Raw genomic sequence first — 16,265 nt, 5'->3', positions numbered from 1 at the left:
TCTAAATTTTCTCACCCGCTAGCGCGAGCGTCTCGCTCGTGAACACACAGAAGATCAATTAATGTCAATTTGTAAAAACATTTTCAGACAAGTACTAAAACTTTTTTAATGACAGACAAAACTTTACGTTCACGAGTCAGACGCTCACGGCTGCTGGGGATCAAACCAATCTTTGCGGGCATGGATTGGAAATCCGCTCAATCGGATTTATTTATACATTAGTACCATGTAAAGGAGTAGTTTGTAAAAATGCACGCCACAATATAAGTATTTCTTTAAAATCAATAAGTGGTACTTCTTGTAGGAAGATACCGTTTTGGGTTTTAAAAATCACTGTTTTATCATGATAAAAAACAAATAATCGATCTAAAAAAATATCTCTTTGATATTCATCATTATAATATCCATCGGTCAGGATAAAATCTATATCAGCTATTATATCATTAATACTTTCTACATCTTTAAAATAATGTAACAGATATCCCAAAAAATCATTTTTAATATTATGATTTGCATTTTTATGATATACTTTTTGATTATCAGGGTAAGTAAAAACATCATTACTAAAATTTAAATTATAGTTATCTAAAATAGCCATATTGTTATTTATTAAGGATTGATATTTGGATAACAACTAATTCCCTTCTAACGCGAGCGCCTCGCTCGTGCACAAACAGGAAAGTCAATTAATGTCAATTTGTAAAAACATTTTCAGACAAGTACTAAAACTTTTTCAAGGACAGACAAAACTTTACGTTCACAGCCAGACGCTCGCGGCTGCTGGGGGAATTACTTTGCGGGCACGGATTACAAATCCGCGCTATCGTTGCGTAACTAAATCTGCGCTATCGGTTTTTTAGATGATGGTTGCTTCCGGAATTGCAGGATAACCATTGTAACAAATATTTGTATTAGTACCTTGATAAGTTTGATTTAACAAACTTATCATTATATCAATCGTTGTTAGTAGACTTTGTGTTTTGACCGGTATTGACCAATATGAAGCAAAGTAAGGATCAAATTTATTATCTTCAAATTGATTAAGTTGATTAATTGAAATTTCACTTCCCAAATCCGTAATTGATGTTTTTGTTTGCTGAAAAATACTAATCAAGTTATTCTTATCTTCAATATTATTTATATAGCGATCTAATAATATCCCCACCATTCCAGTGCTTTCTCCAGATCTATTGGTGTCACAATCGTTGTAAATTTGCAAGAGATTAGTTGAGAATGTATTTAATCCAATTGTTTCAAAAGTTTTTGATATATACTCACTTAGTAATTCTATGAAACTTTCCTCAATCCAAAATCCCTTACCTCTATAATTAATTTTTGTATCTGCCATTTTTTTAATTTATTATTTTAAAATATTTAGAATTTACCATATTATTGTAATGAATTCGGATTGTTTAGATAATCCATTACATTGCTTCTTAAATCGTTAGGTGCAAATTCGTAATATCTGAAACCCCGATCACGCGGATTTGTAATCCGTGCCCGCAAAGTATATCTAACAGATTTAAAAAACAGAAAGTTTAGTTTATAATTACATAAGTTTTTACTAATGTAGGAACGGGCACGGAAAGAATTTCCGCGATATCGTTACACATATTTAAGCGATCGTTTTTTTTTGTGTTATACATTAAAATTATTTCTTCTAGCTTCCATCTCTTTTAAGCAATGGATTTTACAACCGTAATAGCTATAGAGATATGGCTTATCCATTCTTATTTTAAGTTTATTGTAATTTGGATCCGAATTTTTATAAATAAAATTTTCAAAATTCAAAAAGTAATCTCCAGCTAAGTCATCGTAACTTAAAACCATAAAATCCGGAAGATTTAATCGTTTTAAGAATTCAATTAAATATATATTTTCTAAATCATCTAAATCAGTATACAATTCTTTATATTTTTCAAGAACATCAATTTTTTCATCTTCATTTACAGAAAATTTTTTAATGATATAAAAATCAAATATTTCATCAAGCGTCATTCCCTCTTTACATATCTTTTGTAATTCTTCAACCGCAAAGCGTATTTCATTGATATATGGAATTATTAAGTGCCCATTTTCATAAAAATGTGGTATTTTATTATCAATTTCTATTTTTTCATCTGCGAAAATAAGAGTAATATATTGTCCCATATTTAAACAATTACATAAAGTTTAAGAATCAATCTTAATGATTTAACTATATAAAAACTACCTATTCTTTCTTTTTAAAAACCTTATAAAACACAAAAAGAATACCCCCTGCTCTGCAAAGTGTACCTCACAAGAGCTGCGCAAATGTCTCTGACTTTGCGCCATTTTTCAAATATATAATTTAAAACGTAAAAGTCATAAAGTCTCAGACTTTAAAACTAAATCTCTTAAATGCAATTTATAGATAAAGAAAGAATAAAAAACAACACTAAAAAATAATTGTAAAAAGTGGGGAGACTTTTATAAATTTTACTAATTCACAAGTGTAAAAAAGCGCAAAGTCAGAGACATTTGCGCAGCATTTCAGTTGAACTCTTTGGAAATCTGAAGTAATCGAATCTCAGACTTTAAAACTAATTATCCATAAAAAAAACCAGTGAATCAACTTCACTGGTTTTATAATTATCTTTCATAAATCATCGTCTATTTATAAAATGACTTATAGAAACGGTTTTATTTTGTAATGCCAAACATCATGACCAATTTATCGTTAAGATAAAAATTAAGCGTTTGGTCTGCTACATCAAAACGCAGGTCTTTATTGTTTAAATACGACAACATTTTTTGCTCTGTTTCATTTCCTTCTCCAATACATGCCATTCTTGTAGACGCTACTTTATCAAAAGAAATACGATCATCGTTGGTTTCATACGAGCCAGAGAAGTTGTTGCAGCCTGTGTTTCCGCTCACTTTCTTTTCTGCTACATTAAACTTAATAGAAGCTCTACCGTAATCCTGTCCAACATTTTCTAGAGCTATTAGTTTCCAGTTATTTTTTTCGATAAAACTCCACAATTGGTCTTGAGTCGGAATAGAAAATTCCATCACCACTTTGTTCTTCGCGTTTTTAAACTGTACGGTATTGTTTTTCTTTACAATTTTGAACTTTTTCTTTGTTATCGCAGCGCTAAATTCTTGTTCTAATTTCATGCTTTCGTCGTCGCAAGCCATTAAAGTTCCTATTGGAGAATTGGTCTTAATTTGATTTTTTGCAGAAAGCTTCGTGTATTTTATGTTGAAATTATTACATCCGTTTTTACCGCTTATGGTAACCGTTTCGCCATTAATGGTAATAAAAGCTTTTCCGCTATTTATCTTTTTCCCGTTTAATTGGGTTAAAATCATTTTGGTATTGTAAATACCTTTTTCGGTATTTACAGGCGTTTTCGAAATAATACTTTTCAGTTTATACTGGTAAGAAGAAGCATCCGCCGGAATAGGTTCTGGCCTTTTTGTTCTGGTTACCATTATCTCATATCGATTTCCTTTTTCAAAATTAAAACCTTCAATATGATCATAAAAAAGTTGCCATTCTTTGTCCTTATCGTACTTCACTTGCAGACATTCCATAGGGCCAACACCTTGACATGGCACTTTACTTTCTTTTACAAACATTTTTAAACTTTCCTGACTGTATGTAAATGCTGATACTAATACTACCACAAAAACATACATACATTTAAATCTTTTCATCATTTTAATTTTTTAGAATACCCATTAAGCATTCATATTATTTATGTTTTTTTTGCAGGCATGAATTGTGCCATTCTAAAATAAAGAATGCTTTTAACTTTTTTTTATCAGCCCTAAATTCGGCTTTTTCTTTAACAATCAAACTGCTAGATATTGATAATCAGTTTACTTTTTTACTTAAGCAAAAGTTTTTCTTTCTATTACATTTAAGGATGTTTTAGCAGAATTTTTAGCTTTTTTAAGCTTGAAAATGCCACTCTATTGTAAAAGTAGGCAAACTTTTACAAACTTTAATAATTCATAAATATTTTCATTTCAAAATTTTTGGTGTAAATTTACACCAATAAAAAAACTTGTATTATTATGACACGACAAAGTATATCATTAACTACTCCTAATGACGAGTGGTTGAAAAATCAAGTTAATACAGAAGAATTTAGCAGTAAAAGCGAAGCTATCAACTATTTGATTAAGCAAGCTCGTTCGCAAGAAGAATATTATGAGTTTGTAAGAGCTAAAATAGATAAGGGAGAAAAAAGCGGTTTTGCAAAAAAACAAACTAGAGAAGAAATGTTAGCCGAATTTAAAAAAGGTCTGCCTGATGTATAGCTATTATTTAAGTAGCGAAGCCAAAGAAGATTTAAAAAGAATTTATTATTATGGTGTTGGTAAGTTTGGCATTAATCAAGCTGACAGCTATTTCAATATGTTTTATGATTGTTTTGAAAAAATAGAGGAAAATCCTTTTTTATTTCCATCTGCTGACCACATTAAAATAGGATATCGCTATTGTGTATGTGGTGTTGACACTATTTATTACCAAATTAATGGAGATAATCGGATAGAGATTATTACCATCATCGGAAGGCAAGACTTTTAAAGCAGTTCAAATTTACGTGTTATCGTTGCGCATATTCAAGTGATGGATCTAAAAATAATTACTTAAGACTTAAGCTTATCAGATCGATAATTCGAAAGATTAGAAATAAATTCTAAAGGTTCTACATAATGTGGATTTTTGCTGATTTTTCCATCTTTTATAACATAATACTACATCTTAAATTTTTCAGTCCATTCTGTTTTGTTCCATTTTCTCCATATAAAAGGCATCGAAAATCAACCCTACGTCAATAATCAATGCCTTAATGATGATACTATACTAAATGATGCCTATTCTTTCGTTTTAAAAACTTTATAAAAGACAAAAAGAATCCCCAGCCAAATCGGAATTAATTCTACAGATATTTCCATATTCGTCATCCACATAATGGCTAAAATACCCAATAAAAACGCGAAACAGATGTAATTGCTTATTGGATAAAATATAGAAGCAAACTTGGTTTTGGTGTTTTCTTTGTCTTTGGCACGTCTAAATTGCAGATGCGTATACGAAATCATAACCCAGTTAATTACTAAGCAAGACACTACTAAAGACATTAAAATACTAAAAGCCTCTTCTGGAATTACTTTGTTTATTAAAATACAGATCGCGGCAAAACACGAAGAAACTAAAATGGCATTAACTGGAACCGATTGTTTGTTTAACTTCTTTAAAAATTTAGGAGCACTATTCTGATCTGCCAAACCAAATAACATTCGCGAGTTACTGTAAACACTGCTGTTGTAAACAGATAAAGCGGCAGTTAATACAATTAAATTAAGCACATTGGCGATAAGACTTGTAAAAAATATTTTGTTGCCAAAAAGTTCAAATTCCATTCCGTTTAAGTTCTGAAAAACCATTACAAAAGGACTACTGTCAGTCGTAATTTGTCTCCAAGGCGACAAAGCAAATAAAATGACCAATGCTCCAACGTAAAATATTAGGATTCTATAAATAACCTGATTGGTAGCTTTTGGAATGTTTTTCTCTGGATTTTCTGCTTCAGCAGCGGTAATTCCGATAAGTTCCAAACCACCAAAAGAGAACATAATCAAAGCCATAGCTGACAATAAACCTTGAAAACCGCCATTTCCAGTTTTTTCAAAAATCCCTTTTGGAAAAAAGCCTCCGTCGTTATATAGATTATGAATCGTAGCGTGCTCTCCTCCTGTTCCGCTTATTAGCAGATAAGTACCAAAAAGAATCATGGCAATAATGGCTACCACTTTTATAATTGAAAACCAAAATTCAGTTTCTCCGTACACCTTTACCGAGGCAAAATTTAAGGCGTTAATAACCAGAAAGAAAAACAAACTGGATGCCCAAAGCGGAATTTCGGGCCACCAAAACTGCACATAAACTCCAATGGCTGTAAGCTCTGCCATGCTCACTAAAATATACAAAATCCAATAATTCCAACCTGATGCAAAACCGGCAAAAGAACCGCAATATTTATAGGCAAAATAACTAAAGCTTCCTGATACGGGTTCTTCGACCACCATTTCGCCCAGTTGTCTCATAATAAAGAAAGCGATAATTCCAGCAATAGCATATCCCAAAATAACAGATGGGCCTGCTAATACGGCCGCTGGACCAATGCCAAGGAAAAGACCTGTTCCTATAGATCCGCCTAAGGCAATTAACTGAATGTGTCGGTTAGTTAGTCCACGTTTAAGCTGATTCTCTTCTACAGCATCATGATTGTTTTTCACAGATTTTGTTTTAAGGTATTTAAATGTATTCAGAATGTATAAAAAGCGAAGATAAGTTAAAAAAGCAATCACACAAAGCATCGTTTTGTGACTTCTCTTATAATTAAATATAAATATTCATTTTTTTAGCCGTTGAACTAGCAAATCAACAACAACCGATATTCTCCATCATTTTCTTTTGGAGCCCTATGAATACAAGGCTTCACTTGTTGTTTTGGATGATCGACAGCCAAACGCCAAAGATGCATTTGTTGTAAATTGATAGGTTCTGCGTCTTCATGCAACTGATAGTGCAAATCAAAGAAATTCTCTTTTAAAAAATCTTCGAAATCTTCCTCTACTCCATCATGCAGTTCTTTTAATTTTGCTCGAATTTCTGGAATTAAAATCTTCTGTTCTGCCTGCGAGTTAGGAATAATATCACTTGCCGCTCCGTGGTAAGTGCACAAAAATGTATCGGTTGCAATGGGCGAACGATCAACGTGAAACGAATATACATCTGTAGATATAAAATCAAATTCATCATCGCGCTCGTAACACTTCAGTAAATTAAGAGAGGGCGAAGCGCCAAATTCAGTTAATAATTGCAAATCATTTAAGATTATTTCTCTGGCTATATTTCCTTTTTCAGATAATTGGAGCGCGATTAAATCTTCTGGAGAAACTTCTGTTATATTCTCTTTTAAACTTAATTGATTCACAATCTCTTTAAAATCGCCATCCAGATTTCTATACCAACATAATGCATTCATTTCTTCCTTAAAATCGGTATGCACAAGGTCAGAAAAAGTAGAGACCACGCCAATTTGACTGTTGGAAGAAAATGTTTTATTCATAGTTTGGATATTTTAAATCGATTGCAAAAATAGGCAATAGCAGTTGCTTCTTACCTTTTTATGCATTTAATTTTATTTGATGCTGCGCTCTTTTCTTAAAGAAAAGCTACTGCTCTTTAATAGCAAATAACCATGAAATCAGGTATTGTTTACTGCATCTTGCATTGGTAAATTTGTTATGAACTAAAAAAAAATATAGAATGATAGATACTAATGTTGATGGTTTTAAAGTAATGAAATCATTTTCTTTAAAAAATAAAACAGCTCGTTTTGTAAAACAGCTTTTTTATGTTTCCATTTTAACCGTGCTTTTCTCGGCTTGTTCAAGCAGTGATAGTGAATCAAATAACAATGAATCTGACTATTATTTTAAAGCCACTCTAGATGGTCGTAAAATAAACTTTTATAATGCCAACTTTCAGGCCTCTGGCAACGATAATCGATTTGAGTATATTATACTCGGGGGATCTGAAGCGCCTTATCCTAAAACTGCTGGTGAGCAACTTCCTCCATCATTAGATTTTGAAATTTGGAAAATTGGAGGCAATATCACCGCAGGCACTTATTCTACTCCAGCAGAATTAGAAATGGTGGCCCGATATGCTGTTCAAACCGCAAACGGAACTATTTTGTATAGTACTCGAGCTGCCGATGACGTTTTTATAGTAAAAATTGAATCTATTAGTAAAAACGGAATTAAAGGCACCTTTTCTGGGAAGGTTCGAAATCTAGAATCAGGAGTAGCAGTAGAAGTCACAGACGGATCTTTTAACCTTCCGGACTCAGACATAATTAATCCGTAAAATAGGATTTCCAAAATTAAAAAAGGTGTTTGAAAGTTTCAAACACCTTTTTTAATTCTATTAATATTTATTAATGTAAACCGTTTTCTTGTTTACAAATTCCTGAATGCCATCTTGCGAAAGTTCACGGCCATATCCGGAGTTTTTAGTTCCGCCAAAGGGAAGCCTCTGATCGCTTTTTACCAGTTCGTTTACAAATACTGCTCCTTCATTAAATTTTGGCACTAATCGGAATGCTTTTTCGAAATCTTCTGTAAAAATGGTAACGCCAAGTCCAAATGGGCTATTGTTAGAAAGTGCAATAGCTTCTTTTTCATCCTTAAAAGTCGTGATTCCAATTAATGGACCAAAAACTTCTTCTTTAAAAATCGACATATCTGTTGTCACGTTTCCAATAACAGTCGGTTCAAAATAAGCTTTATTTCTTTTGCCCCCCAGTAAAACTTCTCCGCCTTTATCCAATGCATCTTGAAGCTGTTTTTCCAATTCTTCAGCAAGATCCACTCTTGCCATTGTTCCTATTGTTGTTTCTTCACTCAAAGGATCGCCCGAACGAAGCTTGCCAACCTCTTCTATAAAAGCTTTTGTAAACTCTTCTGCAATAGACGATTCTACTAAAAGACGTTTACCAGCGATACAGCTTTGCCCCGCATTTTGAAAACGCGCTTGCACACAAGTTTTAACCGTTTTCTGCAAGTTGCAATCTGCAAAAACCACCAAAGCATTACTGCCTCCTAACTCTAGAACTGTTTTCTTAATTTCATTTCCAGCAACCGCAGCTACGGCTCTTCCTGCTGCTTCGCTTCCTGTTAGTGTAACTGCTTTAATTTTAGGATTTTTAATGATCTCTTCTACCATTTTACTTCCAATAGGCAAATTAGTAAAACAGCCTGCAGGAAAGCCTGCTCTATCAAATATTTTTTCAATGCTCATGGCGCTTTTCATCACATTGCTGGCGTGTTTTAAAACGGCAACATTTCCGGCCATTAATGCTGGAACCGCAAAACGCATCACTTGCCAGAAAGGATAATTCCATGGCATAATGGCCAAAACAATTCCTATTGGTTCGTAGCTTACATAACTCTTATGAGCTTCTGTTTCTATTATTTTATCGGCAAGCATCTTAGACGCGTTCTCAGCATAATAATCACATAAAGCAGCGCATTTTTCTACCTCAGCCAAAGCCTGAGTAATCGGTTTTCCCATTTCTTGGGTAATAATTTCGGCATATTCGCGTGCATTTTTCCTTAGCTCTTGACCAGTAGCTTTCATTAAAACGGAACGCTCAGAAAAGGGAATTTCTTTCCAAATCGCGTATTGAGCATCCGCTTTATCAATTGCATTTTCTACTTCTTTACTATCAAATTCAGCAACTTCATAGACAATCTCTTGATTATAAGGATTTATAGATTTTATCATAACATTATTTTTTATCGTATTTATTTAAAAACGATATAAAAGGTACAATTTATTTTTAGTTTTTAAATTGTGCAAAGGCTGTTTTTTTTGATGAAAGTCTTTTATCTACAAAATTAAATTACTAAAAAAATCATGTTTTGAATAGAATAAACACTTACAATAATTTTCAAAGCGTTATTTTGCATTGAGATAATACTCATATTGATCTAATATACCAAGACCTAATGCTTTATCTTGAATGGGAATTTTCTGAAAATCAACTTTTTCTGTATTCGGTCTGTATTCTGGGATATCTAAATTATCGTTTGATATAAGAAAAAACAAAGGAAGTTGAGGAAACTGACCTGGTTCTATGATGTTAACTCGTGATCTGCGTTTCCAAAAAAACAACCTTAGAGGCTTTTGGTTATATAAACTATAAAAGAAAACCTTTGATGAATCTACATCGTGTTTTAAGTTAAACTTTTTACTTAACCTATCTCTCTTTTGTAATTTTGTGTGTGCGTTGTCGTATCCTGTTACTTTATTTAAAACAATCGCAGAAACATTAAAATTTTCTTCTTTTAACTTTTTAATTAAAGGATCATTAAATCGTTTAAATTTTGAACCATCTTTTTTACGCACAATAAAACAAATATCCTTGGGTGTATTAGAATATTCTCGCTCTGTAAAAATAGAACTTACGCCTCCTTTTAACGGAAAAACATATTCATGATATATGACATTGCCATCCTTTAAACTAAGCAAAGGATAAGCTTCTTTTTGGTTTGGAAAAGTTAAGCTATACTCCACTATCTTACTCTCTTCCCAAAAAGGATTTACTAACTCCATTTCAAGGTTTAACGCTGCAATTTTTGTGCTGATATATGCTCTCAAAGAATTATAATTCATTTCATTATTATTCAATGAAACACTCACTTTATAAGGATCTTCTACATAACTTTTCTGTGGAAAATAGTGAAACCAGAAAAACTCAAATCCATAAGATACCTTGATTGGATTGAAGAGCTTGAATTTCAATTCGTTTGGTAATCCTGCTACATTCTGAAAACCTTTTTCGTTGTATTTTTCATGATAAGTCATGATGGTATTATACCCTAATGGAATTTCATTAAAATAATAACTTTTATCTTTCTTATTATATTCTGCAGTAATATCTGGAAGCCCAAAACCCTCAAGAGTAACTTTTGCATCCTTCACATTTTCACCATTTTCTGCATCTTCCAAATATATTTTTATGGCTGGAACTTGGTTTTCCTGAGCAAAAATGCAAACCGATAATAATATAAAACAAAGTGCTAATGCGTATTTTTTCATTAAAGTATTTCAGTGAAGAATGATTGTAGTTTGTAATGTGTTTTTTTAAGCTAATGTATATTTATTTCTGGCAAAAATATATTTTTAAGTCAAGATATTTTCTTTTTTCAGTACTATGCCAAAACTTTTTAAAACAAAAAAAGAGACTGCCTAAACAGTCTCTTCTGATATTCTGATGTTAGAAATTCTTTTTTCAATAGTTATATTACATTATGTTAAAGCACCTAATCTGAAATATAACAAGAATTTGAATTTATTCTCCTGGACAGCTTGTACCATTAAGTCTGCAAAGACCTTCACCGCTTTCAAAAAAGCAACAATAGTTACCTGGTTTTGGACATACTCCACCAACACAAGCTAAACCTCCTTTTACACTTCTTTTTTCAGTTTTAGTTAGCTCAGCAACACCGTCTAACTTTAAAATGTTTTTTAACATAGCATATAGTTTTTAATATTAGTTAATACCTCAATCGGTTTAAAGACACTTGAAGTTTATGTCTATTCTTGCGCAAGAATTTTTTATATATTTTTATACTATTATCAAACCACTTTTCTCAAACTTTTTTCTTCTGATAAATCACTTAAAAAGTATCTTAAATCATTTAATTCATATTCACTAGGAAACATTTGATTGTTTACAATTTTCACAGGCGTATAATTAAACTGATTCTCAAAACACCAATTGTATTGCAATTCTATTTGCTGATTTACTTTCATACCAATAGGCCCCACATTCCATTTCTCAAGCCATTTATCCAATCCCATCTTTTTTATGTGCCAATCTGAAATTGCTTCTAAAACTAAATGTTCCTTTGTATAGTTAATTTCCAATAATCGCTCTACCACAATTCTATATGGATTATCATTATTTTCTGGATTAACATTGAACAAAACATTCAAAGACACTTTTTCAGGATATTTGGTTATTAATTCTAAGGAATCAGCAAAAGCTTTATGACAATGCCCGCAGCCAGGACTTATTATAATTAAAAGCTCAACATCAGCATCAATATTGCCAAACTTCAGACTGTGTAATTTATTTAAACCAGCCAAAACGGGGATTTCTTTAGTCAAGAAATTTAAAATCTTGTAATTTCTTTTAAATTTTTTCAGTTTACTTACTTCTTTTTCTGCTTTCATTTTACCTGTTAAAACAGACTTTATACTTAACCAAATAGCTCCTATCAGTATTATCGAAAACAAATAAGAAAAAAGACTAGATGAATTATAAACAAATGACTCTCTCATAAAAACAAAAACAGCACTTTGAAAAATTATGATAAAGGAAATTGTCAAACATAACAAACACCACTTTTTAAGTTGCCATTTTTGTACATAAATAGAATATAATATTACAGGTATAGACACAAGACTCAACAATCCAATTACAAGACTTGATCCAGAAGGATTAGATAATATTGCAATTAAATTAACGCCAAAAAAGAGTACTGGCAGATCAGAGAAGTTGACCCACTTATTAATTTCTCCTTTATTAGAACCAATTACAGAATCACAAGATGCATTTGGGCTAATATTACAGAATTTAGAAACTATTTCACTTTTTACACCCAATTTTTCTTGGACAATAAAAACACTAAAAACAAAACCAGCAATTGAGGTTAAAAGCAATAAAATTTCGCTAATGCCATAGCTGTTATAAACAAATGAAACAACTACTAAAGCAAGAATTGCCAAACTATAAGAATACCAATTTGAGTTTGTTTTTAGGCTTACAATTTTTGATCTATCATTTGGCTCAATAACTGTGACTATGCCTTCCCAATTTTGAGTAAAATCATCAAAAGATAAACTTTTCTTCCCTTCATTTTTTGACTCAATGTCTATTAAATCTCCGTTTTTGGTTATTAAGACGATATCATTTTTATATGCAGCCAAAAAAGAATCTGGCAATTCAGAGAATTGCTCTTTTTGAATTCTTACGGCAACATTTTCTATGGATAATAAATCAAAAGTGTCGGTAATGGCAAATAGACTGGGATAATCAGGATGAGATTGAAATAGGTCTTCGAATTCTTCTGTTTGATCTTTATAATTATTGATGCTTAAATACTTTTGAACTAATTGTACCATGTCTAAAGATTATGTTTGTTTCTTGTAAATGTAATTTAAATCTTTCAAAACAAGCAAGCTTTTTCAGTAAAAAAAATAGTACATTTTGGCATATTTTTTGATAATTTCGACAAAACAATGCAATATAAACACTATATCTACACAAACATTAACATATCCTCAATATAAACAATCCAAGTATTTATCGGTCTTTTTTAGGGTTTTAATCATATAATTAAATTTTACAATAGTCATAAAAATTACTCTAGTTTTCTTCAAATTGAGCATCTGCCTATTTAGACATTTGTCAAAATTTGGATCTCAAAAAAGTTAAAATTTGTGAAAGAGCTATAAAAGAAATCTCAAGATTCTGAGTGTGTCAAAACTTTTTTGGATCTAAAAAAATTAAACAGCCTCATTTTTCCTTCATTTTTTTTAAGTTGATTTCTACTCTCTCGACAATTTTCCTTGTTCCGAAAAACTTCTCCATATCAATCTTATCTGTTTGAGTATACAACAAATAGACATGCTGGATTTCTGTGTACGTAAAAACGTACTTTATTACTCCTTGTATAAATTATTAATAATCAACTTTACACTTTCGGTTTCAAATACTACTATCTATTTTACTAACTATTAATTGTTTACTAACCTTAAAATTTAAAAAATGAAGAAAATCATAAAATTATCTTGTATGCTAGCTACTGCAGCATTAGTGTTTTATTCCTGCGAAAAGGAACAAGATTTAGATGCATCTCAAACTGCTAAAAAAAATTCTGAATTAATCACGAATAGAGACACTGTTTCAAATAATTCTGCCATACAAGCCGGTACAACAGCAAAAGGAACGGCTGGCGCAAGAACAATCACATTACAAACCAACACCTTATCTTGCCCAGGCGGATTGTGTACCTCGTATGGTGTTTGGTCTACAGGCGTTTATACTGTTTGGTTTCAAATGAAATTTAACAATGGATTTTATTGGAGCCGAGGCGGAAAATGCGGATATGGAATCTTAATTGGTGACCAAAATACGGGTGGCGATGCTGCATGGGATGGAAATGGCGGTAGCGCAAGATTTATGTGGTATTGTCCAAGCGGTTCTAATACGGCTAAAGGAAGTGGCGCTTATCTTCAACCTTATGTATATTATAGAGATCAGCCGGGACAATACGGTAATGATTTTGGAAAGAAATATTACATACAAGAAGGTGTTACTTATAATTGCCAGATATCTGTGAAGTTAAATACAGGATCAAATACTGACGGATATGTAAAATATTACGTAAACGGTACAGAGATATTGAACGAAAAAATTCGCTGGGTAACCAACGATGCTAAGCGAAATGTAAATGCAGTGAGTCTTCACACTTTCCGTGGAGGAAGCCAAAGCTATTGGACAGCTCCTGTAACAAGCTCTATCTACTATCCTAGTGCATCTTGGGATGCTCTATAGTGTTTAACGCACTTTAAAAAACATTTGAACCGAAAAAATAAACCCAGCAACTTCGATGCTATTTATTATCATAAAAGCATCGAAGTTGTTATTAGTTAAAAGCTTTCTATAATTCCTTTTTGAAGCAAATACTAGTTTCTATTCCGGCATATTGTCCGTAATTTTCGATAACAGTATACGTTTTAGTGTACAATGCAACTGCCTCTGTTTGCACATTGCTGGTTTCTAAAACGGTCGATGCATAACCTAATTCTTTAGCCCAGTTCTCCAACTCATTCAAAACCTTAGATGCAATGCGTCTTCCTCTGTATTCGTCGGAAACAAACATGCGTTTTACCTCAACAGAGTCATTATCAAATTGCTTTATTGCTCCGCAGCCCACCGCAATTCCGTTGATATAAGCAATAATGACATGTTTAATGGCATCAACCTTATTAAATTGGTTGAAGTATTCCTGCATGTCACCATTTCGGCTTGCTAAATTCTCATCTAGTTTTACAATTAAACTGGCGAAATCTGCATTTTGAGAAGTCGTTCTTACGAGTTCCAGATCTTCAGTATATCCGTATATTTTCATATCTGTCAAATCTTCTTCTCTTTTTCTATAATCTTTTTTTAGAAGTCCTTCATATACAAATCCAGAACGTTCGGCTACTTTAATGCTTGCAGCGTTTTCTTCTGCAATTTTCATAAAAAGTCTATTAAACTTTTTATTTGCAAAACACCAGTTTTTAAACGCCGTTAATGCTTCGGCAGCATAATTATTACCGTTATGTTTTTTGCAAATAAAATAAGCCAGTTCGCCTTTTGGAACTCTCCAATCAATTTCTCGTACAGATATATGGCCTATAAACTCATGGTTTTCTTTTGAAAATATACCGCAAGCATAACTTTTATTTTCTTGCCAATCTATTTCTTTCTGCTCCAGATATTTTTTTGTCGATTCTAAGCTATCATTCATTTTTATCATGTTTGCAAAGTAGTCATACAAATATTCGCTGTTATCGGTTATACTTTTAAAAAAGCATTCTGAATCTTCGACTCTGTAAGGTTTTATTAAAAGGTTTTGGGTTGTTATCATTTTGTGGTTCTTTGGAGTTGTATTTTTCTAGGGATAAAACTAGACAAAAACCTAATGCGCAAAAATGCTATTTTTTAATTTGTTAATGCTTTTTTTGCATTACGCTTCTTTTTTGACAATTCGTTAAAGTGTATTAAAAAATAAATACCAAAAATTAAGTACATTCGCGAATCTGTTTTATAAAATGCCACTAAATATAACTATTCGCGAGATAAAACGGAAGAATTAAAATCAATTGACCCAATATTAAAAACCAACCAATGACAAGTAACTGTTTAAATTGTAATGAAGAAATCGTAGGGAAATTTTGTAGCAACTGCAGCCAATCAGCATCAACACATAGATTCTCTTTATCTCACGTTATTCAACACGATTTTGTTCACGGAATATTTCATTTTGACACAGGCTTTTTCTACACTATAAAAGAACTATTTACCAGACCTGGACACAGAATTAGAGCATATGTTCAAGGGAAAAGAACGAAACACTTTAATTATTTTGCAACGATAATTCTTTTACTGACGTTAAGTTATTTTCTAAAAAAATGGACTAAAATTGATCCTTCTTCAATCTACGATCAAACAGCACTCTCTGGAGTTTTTAAGCTCTTAAAAGACTACTCGAAATTTATTGTTTTTCTGCACATTCCGATTATAGCGCTTGGCAGTTTTTTACTCTTCAAAAAAAGCAAACAAAACTATACCGAAAACTTAGTCCTCAATTTATATCTGCAATGCGGCATCTTAACCATAAGCCTTGTTTTGCCAGTCATTATGATTTTTAGTGACAACAAAGAGTTCCTTCTTATGGTAAATAATGTACTGTCTGTAGTGAGTGTCTTATATGTGATCATTTTCTACTATCAATACTTTTCTGTTTTTGATTATAAAAAATCTGGTTTAATTATTCGAGTGATATGCATTGGAATTTTGTTTTTGGTAACGAAACTTGTAATGAACAATATCTTGAATATTATTGGCCTTAAATATTTCCATTGATTTTAA

Annotated in this window: 16 protein-coding genes; 5 read left to right on the top strand and 11 right to left on the bottom strand. The window is 31.9% G+C overall.

From position 1 onward, the window contains the following. Positions 1–211 precede the first annotated feature (211 nt). From NCC77_RS13205 to NCC77_RS13190, 4 genes are all read right to left on the bottom strand, one after another. A complete protein-coding gene (locus NCC77_RS13205) occupies positions 212–598 on the bottom strand; it encodes a hypothetical protein (RefSeq protein WP_250835991.1) in 387 nt (128 codons plus the stop codon). 258 nt (positions 599–856) lie between these two features. Beyond that, entirely contained in the window at positions 857–1,348 is a 492-nt protein-coding gene (locus NCC77_RS13200; RefSeq protein ID WP_250835990.1) for a hypothetical protein, read from the bottom strand. A 290-nt stretch (positions 1,349–1,638) separates the two neighbouring features. Next, a complete protein-coding gene (locus NCC77_RS13195; protein WP_250835989.1) occupies positions 1,639–2,151 on the bottom strand; it encodes a hypothetical protein in 513 nt (170 codons plus the stop codon). Positions 2,152–2,664: 513 nt separating this feature from the next. Continuing rightward, a complete protein-coding gene (locus tag NCC77_RS13190; RefSeq protein WP_250835988.1) occupies positions 2,665–3,684 on the bottom strand; it encodes an META domain-containing protein in 1,020 nt (339 codons plus the stop codon). A gap of 363 nt (positions 3,685–4,047) precedes the next feature. On the opposite strand from NCC77_RS13190, the gene NCC77_RS13185 reads away from it, so the two are divergent. Then, positions 4,048–4,293, top strand: a complete 246-nt coding sequence (locus NCC77_RS13185; RefSeq protein WP_095929198.1) for a ribbon-helix-helix domain-containing protein — start codon at positions 4,048–4,050, stop codon at positions 4,291–4,293. Beyond that, positions 4,286–4,564, top strand: coding sequence for a type II toxin-antitoxin system RelE/ParE family toxin (locus tag NCC77_RS13180; RefSeq protein WP_095929197.1), 279 nt, complete (start codon positions 4,286–4,288; stop codon positions 4,562–4,564). Before NCC77_RS13185 ends, NCC77_RS13180 begins: the two co-directional genes overlap by 8 nt. 290 nt (positions 4,565–4,854) lie before the next feature. Here NCC77_RS13180 and NCC77_RS13175 read toward each other — a convergent pair whose 3' ends face one another. Both NCC77_RS13175 and NCC77_RS13170 read right to left on the bottom strand, forming a co-directional pair. Beyond that, positions 4,855–6,279: an amino acid permease gene (locus tag NCC77_RS13175; protein WP_250835987.1), complete on the bottom strand. Its 1,425-nt coding sequence runs from the start codon at positions 6,277–6,279 to the stop codon at positions 4,855–4,857. A 137-nt stretch (positions 6,280–6,416) separates the two neighbouring features. Further along, on the bottom strand, positions 6,417–7,115 hold the full coding sequence (locus tag NCC77_RS13170; protein WP_250835986.1) for a DUF1826 domain-containing protein: 699 nt from the start codon (positions 7,113–7,115) through the stop codon (positions 6,417–6,419). Positions 7,116–7,315: 200 nt separating this feature from the next. Here NCC77_RS13170 and NCC77_RS13165 point away from each other — a divergent pair, with 200 nt between their 5' ends. After that, positions 7,316–7,918 (top strand): hypothetical protein, encoded by a 603-nt coding sequence (locus NCC77_RS13165; RefSeq protein ID WP_250835985.1) that lies wholly within the window; start codon positions 7,316–7,318, stop codon positions 7,916–7,918. 60 nt (positions 7,919–7,978) lie between these two features. Here the strand turns inward: NCC77_RS13165 and NCC77_RS13160 are convergent, their stop codons facing one another. From NCC77_RS13160 to NCC77_RS13145, 4 genes are all read right to left on the bottom strand, one after another. After that, a complete protein-coding gene (locus tag NCC77_RS13160; RefSeq protein WP_250835984.1) occupies positions 7,979–9,337 on the bottom strand; it encodes an NAD-dependent succinate-semialdehyde dehydrogenase in 1,359 nt (452 codons plus the stop codon). Positions 9,338–9,511: 174 nt separating this feature from the next. Next, the gene (locus NCC77_RS13155; protein ID WP_250835983.1) at positions 9,512–10,654 is read right to left on the bottom strand and encodes a hypothetical protein; all 1,143 of its coding nucleotides are present in this window, start codon (positions 10,652–10,654) and stop codon (positions 9,512–9,514) included. A gap of 253 nt (positions 10,655–10,907) precedes the next feature. Then, complete coding sequence (locus NCC77_RS13150) at positions 10,908–11,090, bottom strand: hypothetical protein (protein WP_250835982.1); 183 nt, start codon at positions 11,088–11,090, stop codon at positions 10,908–10,910. A 104-nt stretch (positions 11,091–11,194) separates the two neighbouring features. Then, the gene (locus NCC77_RS13145) at positions 11,195–12,550 is read right to left on the bottom strand and encodes a vitamin K epoxide reductase family protein (RefSeq protein ID WP_250835981.1); all 1,356 of its coding nucleotides are present in this window, start codon (positions 12,548–12,550) and stop codon (positions 11,195–11,197) included. Positions 12,551–13,391: 841 nt separating this feature from the next. Between NCC77_RS13145 and NCC77_RS13140 the strand changes: the two genes are divergently transcribed. Continuing rightward, positions 13,392–14,180 carry a polysaccharide lyase gene (locus tag NCC77_RS13140; protein ID WP_250835980.1) on the top strand — a complete coding sequence of 263 codons (789 nt, stop codon included), beginning with the start codon at positions 13,392–13,394 and terminating at the stop codon, positions 14,178–14,180. Between the two features lie 106 nt (positions 14,181–14,286). On the opposite strand, the gene NCC77_RS23020 is transcribed toward NCC77_RS13140, so the two are convergent. Further along, positions 14,287–15,261 carry a GNAT family N-acetyltransferase gene (locus NCC77_RS23020; protein ID WP_349306048.1) on the bottom strand — a complete coding sequence of 325 codons (975 nt, stop codon included), beginning with the start codon at positions 15,259–15,261 and terminating at the stop codon, positions 14,287–14,289. 260 nt (positions 15,262–15,521) lie between these two features. On the opposite strand from NCC77_RS23020, the gene NCC77_RS13125 reads away from it, so the two are divergent. After that, positions 15,522–16,259, top strand: coding sequence for a DUF3667 domain-containing protein (locus NCC77_RS13125; RefSeq protein ID WP_250835979.1), 738 nt, complete (start codon positions 15,522–15,524; stop codon positions 16,257–16,259). The last annotated feature ends 6 nt before the right edge of the window (positions 16,260–16,265 follow it).

The organism is Flavobacterium tyrosinilyticum, assembly GCF_023656565.1.
GTDB classification, from domain to species: Bacteria; Bacteroidota; Bacteroidia; order Flavobacteriales; family Flavobacteriaceae; genus Flavobacterium; species Flavobacterium tyrosinilyticum.
Note: the sequence above shows the minus strand (reverse complement) of the source record. Positions and strands in the feature narration are given on the sequence as shown.

What these genes read in the sequence shown, in the direction of transcription:
- NCC77_RS13205 (WP_250835991.1), bottom strand. Translation starts at nt 598, where the DNA reads ATGGCTATTTTAGATAACTATAATTTAAATTTTAGTAATGATGTTTTT.
- NCC77_RS13165 (WP_250835985.1), top strand. Translation starts at nt 7,316, where the DNA reads ATGATAGATACTAATGTTGATGGTTTTAAAGTAATGAAATCATTTTCT.
- NCC77_RS13140 (WP_250835980.1), top strand. Translation starts at nt 13,392, where the DNA reads ATGAAGAAAATCATAAAATTATCTTGTATGCTAGCTACTGCAGCATTA.
- NCC77_RS13180 (WP_095929197.1), top strand. Translation starts at nt 4,286, where the DNA reads ATGTATAGCTATTATTTAAGTAGCGAAGCCAAAGAAGATTTAAAAAGA.
- NCC77_RS13200 (WP_250835990.1), bottom strand. Translation starts at nt 1,348, where the DNA reads ATGGCAGATACAAAAATTAATTATAGAGGTAAGGGATTTTGGATTGAG.
- NCC77_RS13185 (WP_095929198.1), top strand. Translation starts at nt 4,048, where the DNA reads ATGACACGACAAAGTATATCATTAACTACTCCTAATGACGAGTGGTTG.
- NCC77_RS13125 (WP_250835979.1), top strand. Translation starts at nt 15,522, where the DNA reads ATGACAAGTAACTGTTTAAATTGTAATGAAGAAATCGTAGGGAAATTT.
- NCC77_RS13190 (WP_250835988.1), bottom strand. Translation starts at nt 3,684, where the DNA reads ATGAAAAGATTTAAATGTATGTATGTTTTTGTGGTAGTATTAGTATCA.
- NCC77_RS13150 (WP_250835982.1), bottom strand. Translation starts at nt 11,090, where the DNA reads ATGTTAAAAAACATTTTAAAGTTAGACGGTGTTGCTGAGCTAACTAAA.
- NCC77_RS13155 (WP_250835983.1), bottom strand. Translation starts at nt 10,654, where the DNA reads ATGAAAAAATACGCATTAGCACTTTGTTTTATATTATTATCGGTTTGC.
- NCC77_RS13170 (WP_250835986.1), bottom strand. Translation starts at nt 7,115, where the DNA reads ATGAATAAAACATTTTCTTCCAACAGTCAAATTGGCGTGGTCTCTACT.
- NCC77_RS13160 (WP_250835984.1), bottom strand. Translation starts at nt 9,337, where the DNA reads ATGATAAAATCTATAAATCCTTATAATCAAGAGATTGTCTATGAAGTT.
- NCC77_RS13195 (WP_250835989.1), bottom strand. Translation starts at nt 2,151, where the DNA reads ATGGGACAATATATTACTCTTATTTTCGCAGATGAAAAAATAGAAATT.
- NCC77_RS23020 (WP_349306048.1), bottom strand. Translation starts at nt 15,261, where the DNA reads ATGATAACAACCCAAAACCTTTTAATAAAACCTTACAGAGTCGAAGAT.